The following is a 20,991-nucleotide window of genomic DNA, read 5'->3' as shown; positions in this document are numbered from 1 at the left end:
CGGCCTATAGTCAATTCCATTTTGGGGATTAGGGTATAATAGTCGATCAGATGATCGACCCGCTCATATCCCTCGCCTTTAGCCTTCAATCGAATAGAGGCGCGTATGCATTATTAATCGGTTCTGGTGTTTCACGCCCAGCCGGAATCCCAACCGGCTGGGAAATCACGCTAGAAATGGTTCGCAAGGTAGCGATATCCTCTTCGGCAGAGGCGGGAGACGCGGCCGATCAATGGTATCGCGAAACCTATCAAAAAGAGCCAGATTACTCAGAACTTCTCGATCAACTTTGCAAATCGAATACTGAAAGACAGCAGTATCTTAGGCCATTTTTTGAGCCAACCGACGATGAGCGTGAAGAAGGGTTAAAGAAGCCCACTGCCGCGCACAATGCAATCGCCGATTTAATGGCAGAAGGCTACATTCGAGTAATTATGACCACGAATTTTGACCGCCTTCTAGAGCAAGCTCTAGAGGCCAGAGGAATAGTGCCAGTTGTCGTCGCAAATGCCGATCAAGCTCAAGGAATGCTGCCACTTGTTCATCAAAAGCACTGCATAATAAAAATTCACGGCGACTATCTCGATACCCGGATCATGAACACGGAAAACGAGCTATCGCATTATCCTCCGGAAATGGATCAACTCCTCGACAGAGTCTTCGATGAGTTTGGGATAATTTTCTGTGGATGGTCTGGCGCTTGGGACCCTGCTTTGCGAAGCGCCATATCACGTACGCCTTCCAGGCGTTTTTCAAGTTATTGGATGTCCCGTGGCGACCTAAATGGTGACGCCGCCAAGATTGTGTCAGATCGAGGAATCGTCCCGGTCCAAATAGCCGACGCGGATACAGTCTTCTCCGGCTTGTCCGAAAAACTGGCTTCGCTCAGAGAATTCGACCGACCTCATCCACTCTCCATTCAGTCAGCCTTGGCGTCTCTAAAACGTTACCTTCCGGAGGATCGCTATCGAATCAAGCTACACGATCTTCTGACGTCCGCAGTCGCTGACGCTCGATCCCGATGGGGGGCGGCAGGCATTACGCTGCAGGACCCAGAACCAAATGATCAGACCATTGTCGCTCGTGTAAAAACTTATGACAGCAGCATGGAAATCTTGCTGCCCATGGCAATAGAACTAGGAAAATGGTCCCGGCCCGACCAATTCCAGCTAATTTGCGAAGCGCTCGACACGTTAAGCCAACGTCCAGCGGCGCAAGGCCGTACATATAACCTCTGGTCCCAACTTTCTCGCTACCCAGCCACTCTATTTTTGTATGCTGTTGGCTTAAGCGCCTTGAAGGCGAACAACTTAGAACTGATTGGGCGCCTCTTCTCGATGCCGCTTCGCAGCGGAATGAGCGAGAATGAACCAGTAGTCGCAACCCTTATGCCGATGTGTCTCGTCGATAATAAGGAGAGCCTTTGGCCTCTTTTTGATGGGTCGAGGAGACATACGCCTCTGAGTGATTGGCTGGAAATGCAGATGCGTGACCGCTTCTCACCAAATTCAAGTTCAGATCAATACAATGACCCTTTCACTCAATTATTCGATGAATTCGAGATGATCGGCGGGGTTTCTTACCGCACGTTGATACGAGAAAAGCGCGAGTGGTTATGGGTTCCCGTTGGGTGCTGGGGTTGGAGAAGAAGCGTCAAAGAAGGCATCTTAGAAAATCTTAGCGCCGATCTCTCCAAAAATGGCAATCAGTCCAAGCTACTCCGGCTAGGGATATTTTCTAATGGGGAAACCGAAGCGAACGAGGTTATAAAAGAAATCTTAGAATTCTGTCGAAAGCTACCGTTTTGGTAGAATCGCCACATAGTATTTCACACGCCGCGACCCATAACCCCTCATAAAAATGCCCTACCGCACGGCCGCCGGCTGTTCGAAGAAGCGCCGCGTGAAGCGAGCGCGATTCGGCCTCGCCCCCACTCCATGCTACACGCCCACCCATGCGCGCCCGGAACCCCCTCTACGTCATGGCCAAGCCGCCGCCGGAGGTGCAGGCGCAGATCGCCGCGCTGCCGCGCAACGATCCTTCGCGCGGGAACCACCTCCTCCATGTCACGCTCATCTCGCTCTACGACCTGCACTATGCGCCGCCCGAGTGGCTGCCCGCGACGATCGCCGCGCTCGACGGCTTCGCCGCGCCGCCTTTCCCGCTCCGCTTCGACCGGATCGAGAATCGCAAGGCGGTGACGCTGCGCACGCGCGAGCCGCTCGCCGAGGCGCGGGCGTTCCAGAAGGCGCTGGTGAACCATCTGCTGCGCGAAAAGGCGCCGATCATGGACGGCACCACCCCCGAACCGCACATCACGATCAACTATCGCGGCGACCGCCTGAACGCCCAGAAAATGCCGCCGATCGAATGGACCATCCGGGAAATATTCTTGATCGAAAGCGTTGTCGGCAAGACCACTCATATCGAGCACGGACGCTGGGCCCTGACGCCACCCCGCGACTAAGTTGGCGGCGCGGGCAGGAAAGGAAGCGCAAGCATGGCAAAGATCAGTATCGGCAAACCCGCAGACAAAGTGCGCTTGCTCCACACGCTGGTGCTCGGCTTTTCGGGCGACCCGATGGCGCGCTGGGCCTCGCCCGACGCCGCGACCTATCTCGACCGCCGCCTTGAATTTTTCGACGCCTTCGGCGGCGCAGCGTTCGAGCATGATAGCGCGTTCGTCGCCGACGGCGGCGCGGCGGTCGCGACATGGCTGCCGCCCGGCGTCGAGCCCGACGGCGCGGTCATGGCCGCAATCATGGACGAGCAGACGCCGGCTAGCCGGAAGGGCGAAATGGACGCGCTCTTCGAACAGATGGAGCAATTCCACCTCAAGGAGCCGCACTGGTATCTGCCGTTGATCGCCGCCGATCCGGCGTGTCGCGGCCGCGGCCTCGGCACCGCGCTGATGGAGGCGGCGATCGCGCGCATCGACGCCGACGGCCGCCCCGCCTATCTCGAAAGCTCGAACCCGCGCAACATACCGCTGTACCAGCGCTTCGGCTTCGAAATCATCGGCGAGATCCAGGCAGGAACATCGCCGGTCCTGACGCCGATGCTCCGGCCGGGCAGGGCGTGATGCGCGTGCGACGGCCCTGAATCTCCCTGCATTGCCAACCTCCGCCCCCGGGCATATCCTCCCCCTATGTCGCACCCCTCGAACATCGTCACTTGTTCCGGCCCGCACGACCCGCACGCGCTCGACGGCATTTCGGTCCGCCACCGCACCGGCGATCTAGACGTGCTTTGCCCTGTCTGCGCTGGGCATGGCCAGTGGAACAGCCAGATCGACCTTGTTAGCCACCGTTCGATCCGCGTGCCCTGTCCCAAGTGCGACGGGCGCGGCTGGATCGAGACCGGCGCCGACATGGTCCCCAGCCACGACATCGCGCTGTCGCCCGACGGGCGCCCGGTGTGGGTGGTGCGGCTCGATCCCTCGGACGATATCGAATGAGCTTCGCGCCGCGCCGGGTCGACTCGCGCGGTCGCCGCCGATAGGCTGACATCGGTTACCAGAGACGGGAGAGCATGATGCGTGGACGGACGTGGCTGATGGCGGGCGCGATGCTCGCAATGGCGGGGTGCGGCAAGGCGGAGGCGCCCACCGAAGCATCTGGCGGGGCGCCCGAAAAATCGGTGCTCGCCGATGGGCCAGCGGCCGAGATCAGCGCGGTCGCCGAGGCCGACCTGCCGCAGGGCGTGCGCGATGCGGTTCTTGCCAAAGTGCCCGGCATGAAAATCGCCGAAACCGAGCGCAAGGAACGCGGCGGCAAGATTTTCTACGATGTCGAGGGGACGCGCCCCGACGGCAGTCCGATCGAGCTCGACCTGATCGAGGAAGCGGGAAAATTCCGCGTCGTCGAGATGCAGCGCGACATCGCGTGGGCCGACGCGCCCGCCCCGGTGCGCACCGCCGCCGGTGCCGCGGCCGACGCCTTCACCCCCGCGCGCATCATCGAAAGCACGCAGGAGGACGGGACGGTCGTCTATGAACTGTTCGCGCCCGGAAAGACTGACGAGCCCGCCGCCGAGGTCAACTGGAAGGACGGTAAGGCCACACTCCGCACCGAACGCAACGCATATTGAGGCCATGACCGGCGCCACCCCCACCGGCCCCGATATGGGCGCAACCTTCTACCACGGCACCCGCGCCGACCTCAAAACCGGCGACCTGCTTGGCGTCGGCTGGGGCAGCAATTATCAGGCCGCGCCGATGTCGTGGATCTATTTCTCCGCCGCATTGGAGTCGGCGATCTGGGGCTGCGAACTCGCGGCGGGAGACGGCCGCGAGCGCATCTATATCGTCGAGCCGACCGGCGACTGGTTCGATGACCCCAACCTCACCGACAAGAAATTCCCCGGCAATCCGACGCGCAGCTACCGCAGCCGCGCCCCGCTGCGCATCGTCGGCGAGGTGGCAAGCTGGACCCCGCACGCGCCCGAGGTGCTCGCGGCGATGAAGACCAATCTCGCGAAGTTGCAGGCCGAGGGCGCGCCGATCATCGACTGACCCGCTCCTCCCCCGTCAAGGAATCCGCCATGCCGTCCTCCATTCCTGCCATCGCCATCGCCGCAATCCTCGCGCTTGCGCCCGTCACCGTCGTGTTCGCCGCCGACCCCGCGCCGCTGCAACAGCTGCGCATCTACGAAATCCCGCGCGCCAATGAGGGCGTGTTCCACGACCGGTTCCGCGATCATGCGCTGCGCATCATGGCGCGCCACGGTTTCGCGGTACGCTCGATCTGGCGCAGCGAACATGAAGACAAGGTCGAGTTCGTCTATCTGCTCGACTGGCCCGACGCGCGGGCGATGGACGCCGCGTGGGCGGCCTTTCTCGCCGACCCCGAATGGATCGCGATCAAGAAGGAAACCTCGGCGCGCGACGGCAAATATGTCGAATCGGTCGCAGTACGCACGCTCGAACCCCTCGCCTGGTCGCCCGATCGCGCGAAGGCCGCAGATTAGCGGGCGCCCCGGAGCGGACGGACGGGCGGAACCCACCCCGCTTCCAGGGGTTTATCCGACAGAGGGGCAACGCATGCCCCGCCCGCTTGGCCCGGCACGCAATCCTGACGGAGTGATGTCGATGAACAAGCTGATGATCCTGCCCCTCGCCGCCGCGACCGCGCTGGCGGGCTGTGCCACCACCGGCGACGGTTACGCCTCGAATTACGACGACGGCGGCTATGGCTATTACGACCGCGCCTATTACGACGAATATGGCCGCTACGACTGGGACCGCCCCGACCCGCGCCACGGCGGCTATTATGCCGATCAATATTACCGCACCGACCGCCGCTATCGCGAGCGCCGCCTGTCGAACAACGACCGCGTCTATCGCGGCCGCGACGACAAATATTATTGCCGCCGCAACGACGGGTCGACCGGGCTGATCGTCGGCGGCATCGCCGGCGCGGTGATCGGCAATGTCATCGCACCGGGCCGCTCCGAAACGCTCGGTACGATCCTCGGCGCGGTCGGCGGCGCGGCGGTCGGCACCGCGATCGACCGCGATAATGTGCGCTGCCGCTAGCCGCGTCGGCAAACACGAAGGAGGGTGACAGGCGCAGCGGGCGCGCTAGGTTGGCGACGACAAACCGACCTTGGGAGCCGCCATGCTGACGACCCTGCTCACCCTCGCCGCCGCGACCGCAACGCCCGCACCCGCCGCAACCTCCGCCGACCTCGCGGCGATCGAGGCGACCTGCTTCGACTATGTCGACGGCCAGCTGGAGGGCGATGCCGAGCGCGTCAAACGCGCGCTCCACCCCGACCTCGCCAAGCGCCGCGTGCTGGGCGACACGCGCGACGAACGGCTGGGGCTGCAACGCATGAGCCGCGAGGAACTGGTCGATCTGACGAAGCGCGGCGCGCTCAAGACCCCGCGTGCCGAGTGGAACCGCGCGTGCAAGATCCTCGACGTCGCGGGCAACGCCGCCGCGGTGCGCGTCGAAACGCCGTGGTTCGTCGACTATTTCCACATGGGCAAGTTCGGCGAGCGCTGGATCATCGTCAACGCGATGTGGCACATGAAGCGCGACGGCGCGGTAACGGCGGCTCCGGCAACGGAGGCTGCCGCGGCGCCGCTCTTCGCACTCGCGCTAGCACCGGGCCGGGCGTGGAAACCCGGACGGCCCTTTTCCGAACAGGGACTGCGACCCCATTTCGACTATTGGATGGCGCTGTTCCGCGACGGTCGCATCGCGGCGGCGGGGCCGGTCGGGACCGACTCGGGTCTCGTCCTGCTGCGCGCGCCCGATCAGGCCGCGGCCGACGCGATCCTCGCCGCCGACCCAGCGATCGCCGCGGGCATCTTTACCGGCACCGTTCGCCCTTATGCCCCGCCGATGGTGAACGGCGCCGCGCTGCCGCGTCCGCGCACGACGGCGAAATGAAGCTCGCGCTTGCCGCTGCGCTGCAGCTCTCTGTGCAAGCCACGCCAGCTCCGGCACCCGTCGCGACCGAGCCACGCCGCCCCGCACCGATCTTCGACAGCGTGCCGCCTTTCAGTCGTGGTTAGGCAAGGGCGAGCTGCGACCGATCCTCGATCTGCGCACTAGAATTTGTTCTCTATTTGTTCTAAAGGAACGATCTTTCTCACCCCGCCGATTCGACATCAGGAGGAACCGATCATGCCGCGCAGGATTTTCGCACGACGCCCCCTCTATCTGATGGTCAAGCCGCCGGCCGATATCGCCGCGCGCATCGATGCCCTGCCTCGAAACGACCGGCGCCGCGGAGCCGATTTGCTGCATATGACGCTCGCGGCATTCGTCGATCTGGCCGAAGCCCCCGCCGGCTTCCTCGAACTTGTGATCCGCGGGCTGGACGATTTCGGGGCCGGCGCTTTCCCGGTGCGGTTCGACCGGATCGAATGCCGCAAGGCGACGACGCTGCGAAGTTCGGCGCCGCTTGCCGCCGCATGGGAATTCCAGCGGCAGCTTGCCGAATATTTTCACCGGCATGATTTCAAATGGTTCAACCTGCCGCCCGAGCTTCACGTCACGATCAACTATCGCGGCGACGGGCTTGGCGCCGAAGCGATCGATCCGGTCGAATGGACCGCCGCGGAAATGCTGCTTGTCGAAAGCGTGACCGGGGAGGCGCGCCATATCGTGCACGGCCGCTGGCCCTTGCCCGACGGCGAACCCGGATTCTGCTGGGCGGCCTAGCCGGCAATCATTGCCGCGATGCCGCGGCGGGCCCTTGCCGCCGCTGTTTCACGCTACTTCTTCGCTTTCGCCGGCTTTTCGAGATTCGCCTCGACCGCAGCGCACACGAGTGCCTTGAACGCCGCCTCGTCGACCGCGTCACCCTCGAACAAGTCGATCGCACGCCGCGTGTTGCCGTCGAGGCTCGAATTGAACAGCCCTTTGGGGTCGGCGAGCGCCGCACCCTTGGCAAAGGTCAGCTTGACCTTGTCCTTATACGTCTCGCCCGTGCAGACGATGCCCGCATGCTCCCACACCGGGACGCCCGCCGGGTTCGACGGCTTCTGCCACTTCACCGTCTCCTCGACGTCCGGATCGGCGGCATGGATCAGCGCGCGCAGCTTCGCCAGCGCGGCGCCGCGCCAGTCGCCGAGCCCCGCGATCTTCGCATCGATCAGATCCGCCGTCATACCCTTCTCCTCACATCTTCTCGCCCGGCAGCGCCGCCGCCTGTTTTACCCATGCGGAAAATGCCGCCTCGTCGACCGGCTCGTCTTCATGGATATGGAAATAGCGCGTGTCGCCGCTCTTCGACGCGACCGGCGGCACCGGATCGAGCGACTGGCCGCGAAAGAAGGCGACCTTGATATATTTGTCGAAGCAATGGATGCTCAGGAACCAGTGTGTCGGCGCGTCGCCCTGCCCCGGCGGGCCATAGAGCGGCGAGTTCCATTTAACCGCCTTCGCCGCTCCCGGAACGGTTCGCTCGATCAGCTTGTCCAGCCGGCGCCAAACGCTCGACTTCCATCCCGGCATCGCCGCGATATAGGCTTGCACCGGCGCGTCGCCATAGCCCTTCGCGATCTGCGGATTGCCGCCTGACAGCAGCACGGGGGCTTTTTCGGCCATGGAATCGCGCTCCCTTCTTTCGTCGTCAAAAGAACGCGATAGCCCCAGCGAGTCAAGTCGCGCAGACCTAGCCGGCGATCTCGGCGGTCGCCGCACGCTCGATCGCCGCGCGCCAGTGCGGCCGCACCGGCAGCAGGAAAATCTCCGCCAGCGCCCGCTCGATCTCATCGGCGGTCAGATAGCGCCGGTCGATCCGCCCGTCGACGAGCCGCGTCGTCAGCCGATTGTCGCGGAGGCCATAACGCGCGTCGGCGGTCGTCCGCGCCGCGATCAGTTGATGCCGGAAATGCGAGTCCGGATGCGCCGAGGTATACCAGTTGCCGAGCTCATAATCGATCGCGGGCGGCGCAATGTGATCGAGCCGGTACAGCGTCCGCCATTCGCCCTCGATCAACGCCGCGACCTGCCACACGTCGCCGTGCCGCACGACACGATAGCTTTCGTGCCGCGTCGGCTGGGGCTCCTCGCTGTCCATCGCCAGCGGCTGCGGCGGAACCGCCGCGCCGAAGCCGGCGTCGACCAGCCAAGGCCGCCCGCCCAGCTTCACCCGCACCACCATATGCGTGCGCGGGGTCGGCGGCGCATCGTCGGGCAGCATCCAGCGCACCCGGCCGAGCAGCCCCTCGGCGTCGAACCCGATCGCCAGCAGCGCGCGGAGGAACAGCGCATTCTGTTCGAAGCAATAGCCGCCACGCCGCTGGCCGATCAGCTTGGCGTCGATCGCGTCGGCACCGATGTCGATTCCTGCGCCGGTCAGCGCGTCGAGCGCTTCAAATGGAATGGCGGCGATATGCGCGGCCTGCAGCGCAGCGAGCACCTCGAGCGTCGGCGTCACCGGCCCGGTCCAGCCGATCCGCGCGAGATAACGCGGCAGAAAGGCCGCGGCGGGCGCGTCGGCATCGGCATCGACGGGGTCGGCAGGCGTGGCAGCGGGATAGTGCAGCATGAACAAGGCTCCGTTCGCGAATCAACTGTCCGGGGTTATGAAAGCTGAAGTCCGGTTGAGGTCAAGCGGGTCGGCGAAGAAACCCGCCGACCTTCTAAATCGCCATCATATTGGTAACTTGGCCATTGCAGGCGGCAACGGACTGCGGCAGACGCATCCCACAACATAAGTCGCATAACATAAACATCTCAGGGAGCCCCCCAATGCGCACCACGACTTATTCCCGCCTCGCCGCCGCGTTCGTGCCGGCCGCGATCTTCTTCTCCGCCGGCACCGCCAACGCCGCGACCTGCGAGGAAGCCTTCGTCAAAAAGGGCAATCCGATCACCGCGCTGCGCTTCACCGCCGCGGTGACCGTTGCCGACCTGCCCCCCGCGGTCGCGATCGGCCAGATGCGCGGGCTCGTCGCCGCCAAAGGCTATGACATCATGGCCGACGAGGCCGAATATGGATCGATGCTGATCGAACAACCGATGACGGGGACCGTGCGCGCCTTTCCGATCCAGATCACCGCGACGCAGACGGGCGGAATCGGAACGGTGGTGATGGAGGCGAAATTGCGCGCGGGCCAGTCGGTCGGCAGCGATGCGGCGAAGGCTGAAATGTGCGGCATCCTCAATCAGATCAAGGGCGGCAAGGCCGGCGCTGCCGCTGCGAAGAAGGGTGCCACCGCGACCACCGTCGCCGCGGCGCCGGTCAAGATCAGTTCGCTGGGCTTCTCGCAACAGGTGTCGAAAGACACTGAGCGCAACGCCGCGGGCATCCTCACCCGCTACAAGGGCAAACAGTTCACGATCGACGGCCTCGTCGACTATGTCACGAAGGACGGCAAGGATTTCCGCGTCGGCTACAAAATCCCCCAGCCTTATGAACAGGCGATCCGGCTGCCGAACCAGGCGCCGTTCAAGACCGACATCGTCTGCTATATGGCACCGGGACAAGCAGCTTTTTCGCTCCAACTCAAGCCGAACAAGAGCATCAAGCTGACCGGCACTGTCGAGGATTTCGACGAATATAAGCACGTCATCTGGCTGAAGGACTGCCGTCCGGCGCAATAACCGGGCGGCATGGCAATGGGAGGGCCTCTATGCGCGGAATGATGGCGGCGGGACTGGCTTTCGGCATGGCGGTCCCCGCCGTTGCCGCCGACGCGCCCGCCAGCGAGGTCGCCGACCTCCGCGCCTTCGCCGACGCCTTCGACGCGGCACAGGTCGCGCAGGATCGCGCCGCGCTGGGTCGCATGGTCGCCGACGACCTCGTCTTTATCGACGGAAGCGGGAAACGGTATGGAAAGGCGTTTTTCATCGACGGCTGGACCGGCGCCGACGACGATTACGACCCCGTCACGCTCAGCGATCGCGTCATCCTGCCGCTCGGCGAGGATGCGGGTCTCGCGAGCGCCGAGACGATCCTGTCGGGCCGCTCGGCGGGCAAACCCTTCCGCGTCCGGATCCGCTTCACCGATATTTTCAAGCGCCACGGGGACAGCTGGCAGGCGGTCTATATCCATGTGACGCGGATGGCGATCGAGAGCGAATAGCGAGAAGGATTCGACTCTCACTCTCGATGAGAACATAATAGGAACATTGATCCGATTCGGAGGAATGGACGATGGACCCGATGTTCCGCTATTTCCTGGGTTTTCAGGTAAGTGCCGACCGCGCCGGTTGGCTCGCGCGCCAATTGCCGCCCGTTTCGGGCGATCTGTTCGCGGGGCTGAAGCCCCAGCTTTACCATCTGACGCTCTGCACGATCGCCGAGACGATTGAGCCGCAACCCTTCCTGCGCGGCCAGGTCGCCAAGGCGTTCGACGCCGGCCTTCCGGCCGCAGCCTCGATTCCCTTCGGGCGCATCGTGTCGCGCGGCGTCGGCGCCGAACTGATCACGGCCGGCAGCATCGCCGCGATCCGCCAGACCTATGACACGATCGTCGCGCGCCTCGCGGCGCAAGACATCGAGCCGATGCATCGCAAATCCGGCCTCCGCCCGCACATCACGCTCGGTTATGGGACATGCGAATTCGACCCCGTCCCGATCGCATGGAAATGGGCGCCGCAGGGCCTCGTGCTCATCGAAAGCCATATCGGCCACCGCCGCCATCGCGTGCTGCACAGCTGGACATTGGAGCCCCCGGCGCAAGGCAGTTTCGGCTTCATGGCCGACGAACTGCCCGCACCGCTGCGCCGTGCCGCCTAGGCGTCGAGGCTGTGCTCCAATGTGATTTCACAGTTGAGCAGCTTCGACACCGGGCAATTCTTCTCGGCCTCCTCGGCGATCTTCGCGAATTCGTCGGCGCCGATCCCCGGCACCTTGCCGGTCAGCGTCAGCGCCGATTTGGTGATCGTAAAGCCGCCGTCCTGCTGCTCCAGCGTCACCGCCGCGCTCGTCTCCAGCGTGTCGCCCGAATAGCCCGCGCGCGCGAGACCGAACGACAGCGCCATCGTGAAGCACGCCGCGTGCGCCGCGGCGATCAACTCCTCGGGATTGGTCCCCGGCTGGCCCTCGAAGCGCGTCCCGAAACCATAGGGCTGTTTGTCGAGCACCCCCGATTTGGTCGTGATCGATCCCTTGCCTTCCTTGCCGAAGCCTTCGTAGCGGGCGGATGCGCGATTGACGGTCATGGTCTCATCTCCTTGGTGGGGTTGGGGCGTCAGCGGAAAGGCGGCCCGGGACTCGCGCCTCAGGCGGGCAGCAGCTTACGCCGCGCGCCCATGCGCTTCCACGCCTTTTCATGGAAGAAGAATGCGACAGCATTGATACAGGGCTCGATGATCGCAATCCCGCCCGCCAGCGCGACCGATCCGGTCATCACATAGGCGACGCTGAACCCGATCGTCAGGTGGATCGTGAGATAGGTGAAGGTCTTGATCAGGTCGGTCGGCATGGCACCATCTCCGCTGGGACGATGCCGGCCAAGTTAAGAATCGCTCGCAACAAATGCCAGCGCAGCGTCCCGCTTAGCCTGATCGATTTTCCCGTTCAGCCACCGACGACCAGCGCGTCGGGCACGACATAGCGTTCGGGCCCAAAGCTGATGTTCGTGTTGTCCCCGCTTCGCGTCGCCTTGAAATCATACGCCGCCGATCCGTCGGCCTGCGCGCTGTCGGCGCCGAACGCCTTGCCATCCTTGAAGAAGATGGTCCGCGGCATTCCGTCGGTTTTGGTGATCTCGACAAAGGTGGTCGCATCGTCACCGCGATTCCGCTTTACGCCCGCCTTGCAGCTCCCGGTCGGCGTACTACCGTCGGCCGAACAGGGGATCTCCGCGGTCGCATTATAGTCGGTGCCCGAAACCAGCGCGTCGTCCCCCTCATCCGCAGCCGGCGCAGGCCGGGCGGTCGGCATCGGGACCGACACGATGCGGACCCCCTCGAACGTGGCGACGATCGTCCCGCCCAGCGCTTTCGCCGACGCATCGTCGGGGCAACCGGCCAGCACCGCGCTGTCGTCGAGCCAGTTCGAGGTCGCCGGACTTTCGCCGAGCCGGCGGCACGCATCGCCAGCCGCCGGATAGCCCGTGCCGAAGGGCGCGAGCGATGCGGGAATCGCTTTTGCCGAGGCGTCGGCCGCCTTCGGCTCGTCCGCCGCCTTCTTGTCGCCGCAGCCGGCAACAAGCGCCGTCGCGGCCATCACCATCACCATCGCGTGTCGCATCGATCATCCCCTTATGTGCCGGGCGCGGCAGGCCAGTTCAGCGCGCAACCCCGGCCTTGTCGAGTTCGGTTCCAAGCCGCCCGGTCAGCCACATCGCCCACATTTTGAAATCGGCGGCGAGGCTCCACAGCGGATAGGTGAAAGTCGCGGGCCGGTTCTTCTCGACCCCGAAATGCGCGACCCACGCGAAGAAATAGCCTGCGACCGGCAGCGCAATCAGCCAGCCCCAACGCCCGCTCGCCACAGCGGCGACCGCGATCAGCACGACGAGGCTTGTTCCGACATAATGCAACGCCCGCGTCGACGCCTTGCTGTGCTCGCGCAGGTAAAAGGGCCAGAATTCGGCGAAGGTCGTATATTGTCGCGCCATCTCGTAATGCTGCCCTTCGCCGCGGCGCGGGTCAACTAGAGGCTGCGGGCCGCCTCGTCGATCAGCGCGGCGACCTCGGCCGGCCGCGACGCAAGCGACGCGTGCCCCGCGTCGAGCGTGATGACCTTGCGCGCGCCGAGCCGGTCCGACATCGCCTTCTGGTTCGCGGGGTCGATCATCCGGTCTTCGCTCGAAATCTGATACCAGCTCGGCTTCACCCGCCACGCCGGATCGCCGATGGCCTCGCCAAAGGTCGACGCGAGCGGCGCCTTTTGCGTCACCGCCATCACCAGCGCCTCGTCGGCGCCGAGATCCTGGCAAAAGCTTTCGTGGAACTTGTCGGGCTTGACCCACAAATAGCCGTCGCCGTCGGGTGCAAGGTTCGCCGCGCCCGCGGGCGGATGCTGCTGTGTCAAAGCGCCGGGGCTCTCGCCCGCATCGGGCGCGAAGGCGGCGATATAGACGAGCCCCGCGACATTCGGCGCGGTCCCCGCCTCGGTGATCACCGCGCCGCCATAGCTGTGCCCGACGAGCAGCACCGGCCCTTCGACCTGCGCCGCGATCTGACGCGTCCGCGCCGCGTCGCCCGCCAGCGAGGTCAGCGGCAGTTCGACCGCGCGCATGCCTTTATGTCCGAGCCGGTCGAGCTCGACGATCGCCTTCGCCCAATGCGCCGCCCCGCCCCAGAAACCATGAACGAGGATAATCGTAGGAAGCGCCGCCATGATCCCGACTCCTGTAGAATTTCGCAAGACCCGAAGCTACCACGCCCGGCAATGACCTGACAGCGAAGAACGCTGGCGGGATTTCGGGAGGGGAATTTCATGAAAAAATCGACGCGTGCCCTGCTCGGGCTCGTCCTGCTCGACCTCATCGTCATCGCCGGCGCCTGGTGGATGATCGACCGGACGCAAAGCGGAGCCTGGAACTCGAACGACCCGGCGGGTTCGATCACGATGGTCACGACGACCGCGGGCATGCTCGTCGGCGTGATCTCGGTCGTCCTGCTGCTTGCGTTCGTGACGCACCGTCGCGCTGGAAGCTGATCGCGGCAAACGAAACAGCCCTCCCGCCTGGGTCGCAGGGGCGGGAGGGCTGGGTTCCGGCCCGGCGTGGTGGGCCGGACCGGAGACGAAAATTGGGACGCGGGATTAGCGCGCCGCGGCTTCGCGGACCTTCTGCACCGCGGGGAGCAGCAGGCCGATCAGGATCTGCACCGGGTTCGACGTCACCGTCATGCCGCCCTGTGCGGGCTGCGCCGACTGCGCCATCGCGGGGGTCGCCGACAGGGCGATGGTGAGGGCCAGCACGGGGGCGAGGATCTTCTTCTTGGTCATGCTCATTTCCTTTTCAAACGGGTCGATATGTTTCGAATTGGGTTCGGGTCATTCCCGATGCCCTGCTTATGACGCACAGCCGATCACCCGGCCGTGATCGCCATCACTCGCCCGAAGAAATTTCACAAGGCACTGAAAAGAAACGAAAGAAATTTACGCCTGGCGTTTGAGCCGCACCAGCGCGCTATCGAGCGCCTGCAGGAATTGCGAACGATCGGCCTTCGAGAAGGGCGGCGGCCCGCCCATCCCGTCGCTCATTCCCGAACGCAGGTCGGCCATGATCGCGCGCGTCGCGATCGCCGGGCCGATCGACGCCATAGTGAAGGGCTTGCCGTTCGGCCCGAGCACGCTCGCCCCTGCTTTCAATGCGCGATCGGCGAGCAATATGTCGGCCGTGACGACGATGCTCCGCGCATTCGCCGCCTCGGCAATCCAGTCGTCGGCGGCGTCGAATCCGTCGGACACGGTGATCCGCTCGATCAACGGATGTTCGGGCACGCGCAGCCGGCTGTTGCTCACGACCTTCACCGGCACCTCGTGCCGCCAGGCGACACGGTAGATTTCATCCTTCACCGGACAGGCGTCGGCATCGACCAATATTTGCGGAACCACAGCCATCGAACGATCAGCCGACCTCGACACCCTTCCAGAAGGCGATGCGATCCCTGATCTCGGCCGCCGCCTCCTTGGGATCGGGATAATACCAGGCGGCGTCTTCGTTCACCCGCCCGTCCACGGTGACGTGATAATAGCTCGCCGTCCCCTTCCACGGGCAAAAGCTCGTCGTCGCGCTGCCCGACAACAGGCCCGCGTCGACTGCGTCGCGCGGAAAATAATGATTGCCCTCGACGACGACCGTGTCGTCGCTGTCAGCGATCACCGCGCCGTTCCACCGTGCCTGCACCATCAGAGCCTCATACTTTCCCGCGCGGCGGGGCTATTTCTTGATATTGTCGAGCCCCTCGACCACGCCCGGCTTCGTCGACGGGTTGCTCGCATTGGGTTTCTTGTTCTTTTCCGCCTTGGGCTTGCGGATTTCGCGGGTCGATTTCTTCTGGCCTTTTGCCATGGTTCTACCCTCCGAGACGGCGGACAACGGCGTCCGTCGAGGCCAGCCTACGCGTTTTTCAGGCCGGCGTCGCCCTCTATCCCGCGAGCCCGTCCCAGACCAGCTTCGCGCCGAGCAGCACCATCAGCACATAGATGATGACATAGAAACGCGCGCCGTCGATCCGTTTCAGCCAGCGCACGGTGAGCAGGGTCGAGACGATCGCGAGCGGCATCAGCAGCGCCGCGGCGACGAGCACCTCGTGCGGGAAAGCGCCGAGCGCGATATAGGCGGGCACCTTCATCCAGTTGATCGCCGCGAACAGGATCGAACTGGTGCCGACGAAGACGAGATGCGGCAAGCGGCGCGGCGTCACCCACATCTGGAACGGCGGTCCGCCCGCATGCGCGATCTGGCTGGTGAAGCCCGTCGCGACCCCGAACAGGCTGCCGACCCAGCCCGGCGAAGTCGACGCGGCGACGACGCGCCCGCCGCGCTCGACCCACAGGCGATAGAGCCCGAACGCCAGCGTGATTGCGCCCAATGCCGCCATCAGCTTCGCCTCGTCGACGCGCTCGGCATAGGCATAACCCGCGGCGATGCCGACCGCGGCGCCGGGCAGCATCCAGCCGATCACCCAGCCGTCCCATGTCTTGCGGAACGACCAGACGCTGACGACGTCCTGCACGATCAATATCGGGAGCAGCAGCGCCGCGGCGATCGTCGGCGGCAGCACCAGCGCGACGAGCGGCGTCGCGAGCGCCCCGACCCCCGACAAGCCACCCTTCGCGAGCCCGAGCAGGACCACCGCGATGGCGAGCACCAGCAACGTCAGCGGGTCGGCGAGCAAGCTCATTCGGCGGCAATGACCGGTGCGTCGGGCAAGCGCCAGTCGATCGCACCCCGCCCATGCGTTTCCAGAAACGCATTCGCCTGGCTGAACGGCCGCGATCCGAAAAAGCCGTTGTGCGCCGACAGCGGCGAGGGATGCGGCGCGCGCAGGATCAGGTGCGGGCTGCCCGCCCCTAGCCCCGGAACATTCGCGGCCTTCTTCTGCGCATGGCTGCCCCACAGGATGAAGACTTTCGGCGCCGGGTCGGCGGCCACCGCCGCGACGACCGCATCGGTGAACTTCTCCCACCCCTTGCCCTGATGCGACGCCGCCATCCCTGCCTCGACGGTCAGGCAATTGTTGAGCAGCAGCACGCCCTGTTCGGCCCAATGCTTCAAATATCCGTGTGCGGCACGCGCTATGCCGAGGTCGCTCTGCATTTCCTTGTAGATGTTGACGAGGCTCGGCGGGGTGCGCACCCCCGGCTGGACCGAGAAGCACAGCCCATGCGCCTGCCCCGGCCCGTGATAAGGATCCTGCCCGAGGATCACGACGCGCACATCCTGCGGCGGCGTCGCGTCGAGCGCCGCGAACCAGTCGCGCGGGCGCGGATAGATGGCCTTGCCCTTCTCGCGCTCGGCGCCAAGAAACGCCTTCAGCGCCGCCATATAGGGCTGCTCGAACTCGCCGCCGATGCGCGCGAGCCAGTCGGGATGCAGTTTAACCTCGGACATGCCCGCGCTTCACCAGAGGAGCGCGGGCTTGTCCAGAGGGCTTACAGGCTGCCGCGCACGCTCAGGAAGAAACGGCGGCCGAGATAGTCGTATTGCGTGCCGAATGCCGGCGCCTGACCGATCACCGGCGGCGTCGCGGTGACGACGGTCGACACACGCGGCGGCGGCGTGTCGAAGAGGTTCGCGACCCCCAGCGTGATGCGGAAACGCTCGGCGACGTCGCGGCTCAGCGACAGCGAATGATAGAAGGTCGCGGGCACGCTGACGTCGGGGCAGAAACGCCCGCCCGGACGGAAGCCCGAGGTGCGGCACGCATCGCCGCCTTGTGCGCGAAGCAGATCCTTCATGTTCGACGCCGCGCCGGTGACGTCGAGGCCGTAGAACAGCGTCCACCCCGCCTTCGTCCAGCCGAGGTTGAAATCGCCGACCCATTTCGGATTGCCGATCTTGCCATTGTCGTCGACCTCGGTGCTGGGGAAGAGCGAAACCTTGTCCTTCACCTGCCAGGTCATCTGCGCGCGGAACGCCAGCGAACCGAGGTTGCCGAGGTCCTGATCGACCGCAAGCGACAGGTCGACACCGCGGTTCCGCTGGCGGCTGATATTGACATAGCGGTCGGTGACGCTCGCGACGCTCTGCCGGTCGGGACCGGTCGCGGTGCGCGTGAACAGGCCGCACAGCGGCTCGTCGGCGACATCGGAATCATAACAGCCGCGCAGGATATTCCCGGCGCCGAGCAGGGTGATCTCGTCCTTCACCTTGATGTCGAAATAATCGACCGCAAGCCGGGTGCGGAGCCCGCCCCAAAGCGCGCCCGACAAATCGGGGGTCAGGATCACCGACACCGTCTTGGCGGTCGATGTTTCCGGGCGAAGCCGGCCGATGCCACCGCCCGATACGATCGTCGCGGGGCCGATGCCGCCGGCGAAAGCGGGGCCGATGCCGTCGGCGGCGCAATTGTCGAAGATGCGCTGGCTGATCGCACCCGAAGCGAGCCGCGCAGCGGTCTGGACGCACGGATCGATCGTCTGCTGGCCGAGGAAGCCGGTCTGGTCGTTGAGGAACAGCTCGAACAGCGCGGGCGCGCGGAACGAGGTGCCCCAGGTGCCGCGGAAGCGCAGCCAGTCGGTCACGGCCCAGTCGGCGCCAACCTTCCACGTCGTGTCGCTGAACTTGTCCTCGACGCCGTCGCGGCGCGTCGCCTCGACATGCGTGTAGCGCGCCGCGCCCGACAGCGTCAGCCGCTCGATCATCGGCACGCCTTGCAGCAGCGGCACCTCGACCTCGCCGAAGATTTCCTTCGACACGGTACGCCCCGCGGTGATGCCCGAGGTCGTGAAGTTGGCGACATTGCCCGCGAGCGTCGCTTCGCCCGGCGTGTCGTTGATCTCGTCGCGGCGAATATTCGCCCCCAACGCCGCGCCAACCGGTCCGGCAGGCAGATCGAGCAGCTTGCCCGTGAGCAACGCCTCGGCCGAGGTCTGCTTGAACAGGGTTCGACCCGTCTCGCGCCCCATCAGGAAAGCCCGTTCGGCCGGGGTGAAATCGCCGCGCAGCACGCGCGGGTCGGTAAAGTCGATATCGATGCAAGGCACCCCGCGGATCGCGGTCACCGTTCCGGCGCACGAGCGCGTGCGCAAGGTCTGCGACGCGATCGCGTCCTGATAGATGACGTCTTGCGTATAGCGCGCGTCCGACCGGCTGTGCTGGCCGTGGACGTCCCACTTCCACCCGCCGCCGAAGTCGCCGCGCAGACCGAACACGCCGCGATAATAGTCGACGTCGGCCTGGCTTTCGGTCTTCACCAGCACGCGTGGGCGCAGGATGATGTTGCCGCCGAACTCGGTGTTGAGCGGATCGCCCATGTCATTGGGGTCGCAATTATATGCAGTCGGATCGCAGAGGAAGAAGGGCAGCATCGACGCGCCGGTGAATTGCTGGAGCTCGATCCGCTGAAAACCATTATTGTGCGACTTGCGGTTGCTGAACAGGAATTCGCCATAGGCGGTGATGCCGTCGGTCACATCATAGGCGCCCTCGACAAAGGCGCTGATCCGGCGCACCCCCGAAAACACGTCCATATCCTGCTCGGCCGGCTCGAACTGGTTGAGCGCGCCGGTCGACGGCCCGTCGAAATTGACCCCGAAGAAATTGGCGGGACCGAATACCCCGATCGGGTTATACGCATTGATCGGAATGCCGACCCCCGCGAACTCGCTGCCATATTGGCCCGACAGGATCGCTTGCCCGTTCGGCGCGATCAGCCCGGGGCCGAAGGTCGGGAAACCGTTCTGATCGACCCCCGAAAAGTCGCTGAACGCGATCTGGTTGCCTTGCGTGCTGCTGCACGCCGGGCGCCCGGTGCGGAAATCGACGATATCGGCGCGGCTGCCGTCGGCCTCGCGCTTCAGATATTCTTCGGAGCAGAAGAGAAAGCCGCGGTCGCGGCGCGTCAGATTCTGCTGGCGGAAAACATCGACCGTCGCGAAGATGTGGCCGCGATCGAATTTTTTGCCGAAGCTCGCGTCGGCGCCATAGCTCTCGCCCCCGCCATGCTCGGTGATCGACGAAAAGCCGCCGCCCTCGAACCCGTCGAGATCGTTACGGGTCAGGATGTTGACCACGCCCGCGACCGCGTCCGAGCCATAGATCGACGAGGCGCCGGTCTTGAGCACCTCGACCTGGCGCACCACCGACAGCGGCAGGACGTTGAGGTCGAATGGCGCGACCGCGCCGCGAATCCCCGCCGGCCCCGCGCGGCGGCCGTTGATCAGCACGAGCGTCCGCTCGGGACCGAGCCCGCGCAGCGACACCGTCTGCACATCGTTGCCGCCATTGGCGACGAAGCGGTTCGAAATCGCCGAGGTGATCTGGATCGATCCCTGCGCCGCCGGCGTGGACTGCAAGACATCGGCAAGCTGGACCTGCCCCTGCAGCTTGGCCGTTTCGGGGTCGATGACCTGGATCGGGTCGGCGCTGGTGAATTCGCTCTTCGCGATGCGCGAGCCGGTGACGATAATTTCGTCGCCGCTCGTCTGCGCCGTCGCGGGCGAAGCCGCCAGCGCGATCACCGAGGCCGTTGCAGCCAGAAACACCGAGGGGTTGGTGCCCATTTTCATAATCTTCGTCCGATTTAAAAGTTGATCTCGCCCCCCGGCAGGGCGGAATTTACGCGTAAAGGCGTTTCGATATGGTTTACGCCGCGGTAAGTTTTTGAGGCCCTGCAGACCCGCTTGTCGGGACGGCGCCGCGCCGCTAGGCACGCACGCGAAAGGATCGGGCGATGAGCAAGGCAATGGGCGACATGCTGGGGCGGCTGGAAACGGTCATCCACGACCGCCTCGCGGCGGGCGATGCCGAGGCGTCTTACGTGGCAAGCCTCGCCGCGAAAGGCCGTGGCAAGATCGCGCAAAAGCTCGGCGAGGAAGCCGTCGAGGCGGTGATCGCGGCCGTCAGCGAGGATGATCCCGAACTGATCGGCGAAGCGAGCGACCTTATCTTCCACCTGTCGATCCTGCTCGCCGAGCGCGGGCTGACATGGGACATGATCGCCGCCGAACTCGACCGCCGCCACGGCACCTCGGGCCACACCGAAAAAGCCGGCCGACAATAAGGAACTCCGCATGCCGATCGACGCCACCCTCCCCTATGACGACAGCAACATCTTCGCGCGCATCCTGCGCGGCGAACTGCCGTCGAAAACCGTCTATGAAGACGAATTTGCGCTCGCCTTCCACGACATCAACCCGCAGGCGCCGCTGCACATCCTCGTGATCCCCAAAGGACCCTATGTCAGCTGGGACGACTTCTCCGAGCGCGGCAGCGACGCCGAAATCGCGGGTTTTATCCGCGCGGTGGGCAAGATCGCGCGCGATCAAGGGCTTGTAGCGCCCGGCTACCGCCTGCTCGCCAACGTCGGCCTCGACAGCCATCAGGAGATCCCGCACCTCCACGTCCATATCTTCGCGGGACAGCCGCTCGGGCCGATGCTCGCGCGCTGATCTTTC

At 64.7% G+C, this 20,991-nt stretch carries 31 protein-coding genes; 16 read left to right on the top strand and 15 right to left on the bottom strand.

The window, feature by feature from the left end:
* The first annotated feature begins 50 nt into the window (after positions 1 to 50).
* From V8J55_RS07000 to V8J55_RS06955, 10 genes are all read left to right on the top strand, one after another.
* Entirely contained in the window at positions 51 to 1,811 is a 1,761-nt protein-coding gene (locus tag V8J55_RS07000; RefSeq protein WP_336444936.1) for an SIR2 family protein, read from the top strand.
* Between the two features lie 143 nt (positions 1,812 to 1,954).
* The gene (locus tag V8J55_RS06995) at positions 1,955 to 2,467 is read left to right on the top strand and encodes a 2'-5' RNA ligase family protein (protein ID WP_336444935.1); all 513 of its coding nucleotides are present in this window, start codon (positions 1,955 to 1,957) and stop codon (positions 2,465 to 2,467) included.
* A 33-nt stretch (positions 2,468 to 2,500) separates the two neighbouring features.
* Positions 2,501 to 3,082, top strand: a complete 582-nt coding sequence (locus V8J55_RS06990) for a GNAT family N-acetyltransferase (RefSeq protein WP_336444934.1) — start codon at positions 2,501 to 2,503, stop codon at positions 3,080 to 3,082.
* Between the two features lie 66 nt (positions 3,083 to 3,148).
* Entirely contained in the window at positions 3,149 to 3,457 is a 309-nt protein-coding gene (locus V8J55_RS06985) for a hypothetical protein (RefSeq protein ID WP_336444933.1), read from the top strand.
* A gap of 77 nt (positions 3,458 to 3,534) precedes the next feature.
* Positions 3,535 to 4,089, top strand: coding sequence for a hypothetical protein (locus V8J55_RS06980; protein ID WP_336444932.1), 555 nt, complete (start codon positions 3,535 to 3,537; stop codon positions 4,087 to 4,089).
* A gap of 4 nt (positions 4,090 to 4,093) precedes the next feature.
* On the top strand, positions 4,094 to 4,513 hold the full coding sequence (gene arr, locus V8J55_RS06975) for an NAD(+)--rifampin ADP-ribosyltransferase (RefSeq protein WP_336444931.1): 420 nt from the start codon (positions 4,094 to 4,096) through the stop codon (positions 4,511 to 4,513).
* 29 nt (positions 4,514 to 4,542) lie between these two features.
* Positions 4,543 to 4,968: an NIPSNAP family protein gene (locus tag V8J55_RS06970; RefSeq protein ID WP_336444930.1), complete on the top strand. Its 426-nt coding sequence runs from the start codon at positions 4,543 to 4,545 to the stop codon at positions 4,966 to 4,968.
* 121 nt (positions 4,969 to 5,089) lie between these two features.
* Positions 5,090 to 5,536: a glycine zipper 2TM domain-containing protein gene (locus V8J55_RS06965; RefSeq protein WP_336445718.1), complete on the top strand. Its 447-nt coding sequence runs from the start codon at positions 5,090 to 5,092 to the stop codon at positions 5,534 to 5,536.
* Positions 5,537 to 5,618: 82 nt separating this feature from the next.
* A complete protein-coding gene (locus V8J55_RS06960; protein WP_336444929.1) occupies positions 5,619 to 6,398 on the top strand; it encodes a nuclear transport factor 2 family protein in 780 nt (259 codons plus the stop codon).
* Between the two features lie 237 nt (positions 6,399 to 6,635).
* Positions 6,636 to 7,175 (top strand): 2'-5' RNA ligase family protein, encoded by a 540-nt coding sequence (locus tag V8J55_RS06955; RefSeq protein WP_336444928.1) that lies wholly within the window; start codon positions 6,636 to 6,638, stop codon positions 7,173 to 7,175.
* 53 nt (positions 7,176 to 7,228) lie between these two features.
* Here V8J55_RS06955 and V8J55_RS06950 read toward each other — a convergent pair whose 3' ends face one another.
* From V8J55_RS06950 to V8J55_RS06940, 3 genes are all read right to left on the bottom strand, one after another.
* Positions 7,229 to 7,624: a DUF1801 domain-containing protein gene (locus tag V8J55_RS06950; protein WP_336444927.1), complete on the bottom strand. Its 396-nt coding sequence runs from the start codon at positions 7,622 to 7,624 to the stop codon at positions 7,229 to 7,231.
* A gap of 10 nt (positions 7,625 to 7,634) precedes the next feature.
* The gene (locus tag V8J55_RS06945; protein ID WP_336444926.1) at positions 7,635 to 8,063 is read right to left on the bottom strand and encodes a DUF1801 domain-containing protein; all 429 of its coding nucleotides are present in this window, start codon (positions 8,061 to 8,063) and stop codon (positions 7,635 to 7,637) included.
* A gap of 67 nt (positions 8,064 to 8,130) precedes the next feature.
* Positions 8,131 to 9,009, bottom strand: a complete 879-nt coding sequence (locus tag V8J55_RS06940; protein ID WP_336444925.1) for an arylamine N-acetyltransferase family protein — start codon at positions 9,007 to 9,009, stop codon at positions 8,131 to 8,133.
* A gap of 203 nt (positions 9,010 to 9,212) precedes the next feature.
* Here V8J55_RS06940 and V8J55_RS06935 point away from each other — a divergent pair, with 203 nt between their 5' ends.
* The 3 genes from V8J55_RS06935 to V8J55_RS06925 all read left to right on the top strand — a co-directional run bounded on the left by V8J55_RS06935 (position 9,213) and on the right by V8J55_RS06925 (position 11,205).
* Positions 9,213 to 10,067 (top strand): hypothetical protein, encoded by an 855-nt coding sequence (locus V8J55_RS06935; RefSeq protein ID WP_336444924.1) that lies wholly within the window; start codon positions 9,213 to 9,215, stop codon positions 10,065 to 10,067.
* 29 nt (positions 10,068 to 10,096) lie between these two features.
* Positions 10,097 to 10,549 (top strand): nuclear transport factor 2 family protein, encoded by a 453-nt coding sequence (locus V8J55_RS06930; RefSeq protein ID WP_336444923.1) that lies wholly within the window; start codon positions 10,097 to 10,099, stop codon positions 10,547 to 10,549.
* 71 nt (positions 10,550 to 10,620) lie between these two features.
* The gene (locus V8J55_RS06925; protein ID WP_336444922.1) at positions 10,621 to 11,205 is read left to right on the top strand and encodes a hypothetical protein; all 585 of its coding nucleotides are present in this window, start codon (positions 10,621 to 10,623) and stop codon (positions 11,203 to 11,205) included.
* Here V8J55_RS06925 and V8J55_RS06920 read toward each other — a convergent pair.
* The 5 genes from V8J55_RS06920 to V8J55_RS06900 all read right to left on the bottom strand — a co-directional run bounded on the left by V8J55_RS06920 (position 11,202) and on the right by V8J55_RS06900 (position 13,758).
* The gene (locus tag V8J55_RS06920) at positions 11,202 to 11,630 is read right to left on the bottom strand and encodes an OsmC family protein (RefSeq protein ID WP_037514144.1); all 429 of its coding nucleotides are present in this window, start codon (positions 11,628 to 11,630) and stop codon (positions 11,202 to 11,204) included. The genes V8J55_RS06925 and V8J55_RS06920 overlap by 4 nt on opposite strands.
* 59 nt (positions 11,631 to 11,689) lie before the next feature.
* Positions 11,690 to 11,893 (bottom strand): DUF2061 domain-containing protein, encoded by a 204-nt coding sequence (locus tag V8J55_RS06915; RefSeq protein WP_336444921.1) that lies wholly within the window; start codon positions 11,891 to 11,893, stop codon positions 11,690 to 11,692.
* 95 nt (positions 11,894 to 11,988) lie between these two features.
* Positions 11,989 to 12,663: a hypothetical protein gene (locus V8J55_RS06910; protein ID WP_336444920.1), complete on the bottom strand. Its 675-nt coding sequence runs from the start codon at positions 12,661 to 12,663 to the stop codon at positions 11,989 to 11,991.
* Positions 12,664 to 12,700: 37 nt separating this feature from the next.
* Positions 12,701 to 13,033, bottom strand: coding sequence for a DUF962 domain-containing protein (locus tag V8J55_RS06905; RefSeq protein WP_336444919.1), 333 nt, complete (start codon positions 13,031 to 13,033; stop codon positions 12,701 to 12,703).
* Between the two features lie 35 nt (positions 13,034 to 13,068).
* Positions 13,069 to 13,758, bottom strand: coding sequence for an alpha/beta hydrolase (locus V8J55_RS06900; protein WP_336444918.1), 690 nt, complete (start codon positions 13,756 to 13,758; stop codon positions 13,069 to 13,071).
* 99 nt (positions 13,759 to 13,857) lie between these two features.
* Here V8J55_RS06900 and V8J55_RS06895 point away from each other — a divergent pair, with 99 nt between their 5' ends.
* Positions 13,858 to 14,079: a hypothetical protein gene (locus V8J55_RS06895; RefSeq protein ID WP_336444917.1), complete on the top strand. Its 222-nt coding sequence runs from the start codon at positions 13,858 to 13,860 to the stop codon at positions 14,077 to 14,079.
* A 105-nt stretch (positions 14,080 to 14,184) separates the two neighbouring features.
* On the opposite strand, the gene V8J55_RS06890 is transcribed toward V8J55_RS06895, so the two are convergent.
* The 7 genes from V8J55_RS06890 to V8J55_RS06860 form a co-directional block, all read right to left on the bottom strand.
* Entirely contained in the window at positions 14,185 to 14,370 is a 186-nt protein-coding gene (locus V8J55_RS06890; RefSeq protein WP_336444916.1) for a hypothetical protein, read from the bottom strand.
* A gap of 153 nt (positions 14,371 to 14,523) precedes the next feature.
* Positions 14,524 to 14,988 (bottom strand): YaiI/YqxD family protein, encoded by a 465-nt coding sequence (locus tag V8J55_RS06885; protein WP_336444915.1) that lies wholly within the window; start codon positions 14,986 to 14,988, stop codon positions 14,524 to 14,526.
* 7 nt (positions 14,989 to 14,995) lie between these two features.
* Positions 14,996 to 15,277 (bottom strand): DUF427 domain-containing protein, encoded by a 282-nt coding sequence (locus V8J55_RS06880; protein WP_336444914.1) that lies wholly within the window; start codon positions 15,275 to 15,277, stop codon positions 14,996 to 14,998.
* A 30-nt stretch (positions 15,278 to 15,307) separates the two neighbouring features.
* Positions 15,308 to 15,439: a hypothetical protein gene (locus tag V8J55_RS06875; protein WP_268746373.1), complete on the bottom strand. Its 132-nt coding sequence runs from the start codon at positions 15,437 to 15,439 to the stop codon at positions 15,308 to 15,310.
* A 76-nt stretch (positions 15,440 to 15,515) separates the two neighbouring features.
* Positions 15,516 to 16,274: a sulfite exporter TauE/SafE family protein gene (locus tag V8J55_RS06870; protein WP_336444912.1), complete on the bottom strand. Its 759-nt coding sequence runs from the start codon at positions 16,272 to 16,274 to the stop codon at positions 15,516 to 15,518.
* Positions 16,271 to 16,984 carry a uracil-DNA glycosylase gene (gene ung, locus V8J55_RS06865; RefSeq protein ID WP_336444911.1) on the bottom strand — a complete coding sequence of 238 codons (714 nt, stop codon included), beginning with the start codon at positions 16,982 to 16,984 and terminating at the stop codon, positions 16,271 to 16,273. The genes V8J55_RS06870 and ung overlap by 4 nt, the downstream gene beginning before the upstream one ends.
* Positions 16,985 to 17,025: 41 nt before the next feature.
* Entirely contained in the window at positions 17,026 to 20,097 is a 3,072-nt protein-coding gene (locus V8J55_RS06860; RefSeq protein ID WP_336444910.1) for a TonB-dependent receptor plug domain-containing protein, read from the bottom strand.
* 170 nt (positions 20,098 to 20,267) lie between these two features.
* Here V8J55_RS06860 and V8J55_RS06855 point away from each other — a divergent pair, with 170 nt between their 5' ends.
* Together V8J55_RS06855 and V8J55_RS06850 are read left to right on the top strand one after the other, a co-directional pair.
* A complete protein-coding gene (locus tag V8J55_RS06855) occupies positions 20,268 to 20,597 on the top strand; it encodes a phosphoribosyl-ATP diphosphatase (protein ID WP_336444909.1) in 330 nt (109 codons plus the stop codon).
* Positions 20,598 to 20,607: 10 nt separating this feature from the next.
* Positions 20,608 to 20,985: a histidine triad nucleotide-binding protein gene (locus V8J55_RS06850; protein ID WP_336444907.1), complete on the top strand. Its 378-nt coding sequence runs from the start codon at positions 20,608 to 20,610 to the stop codon at positions 20,983 to 20,985.
* Positions 20,986 to 20,991: the final 6 nt, after the last annotated feature.

This window comes from Sphingopyxis sp. CCNWLW2, from assembly GCF_037095755.1.
In the GTDB taxonomy this organism is placed as follows: domain Bacteria; phylum Pseudomonadota; class Alphaproteobacteria; order Sphingomonadales; family Sphingomonadaceae; genus Sphingopyxis.
Note: the sequence above shows the minus strand (reverse complement) of the source record. Positions and strands in the feature narration are given on the sequence as shown.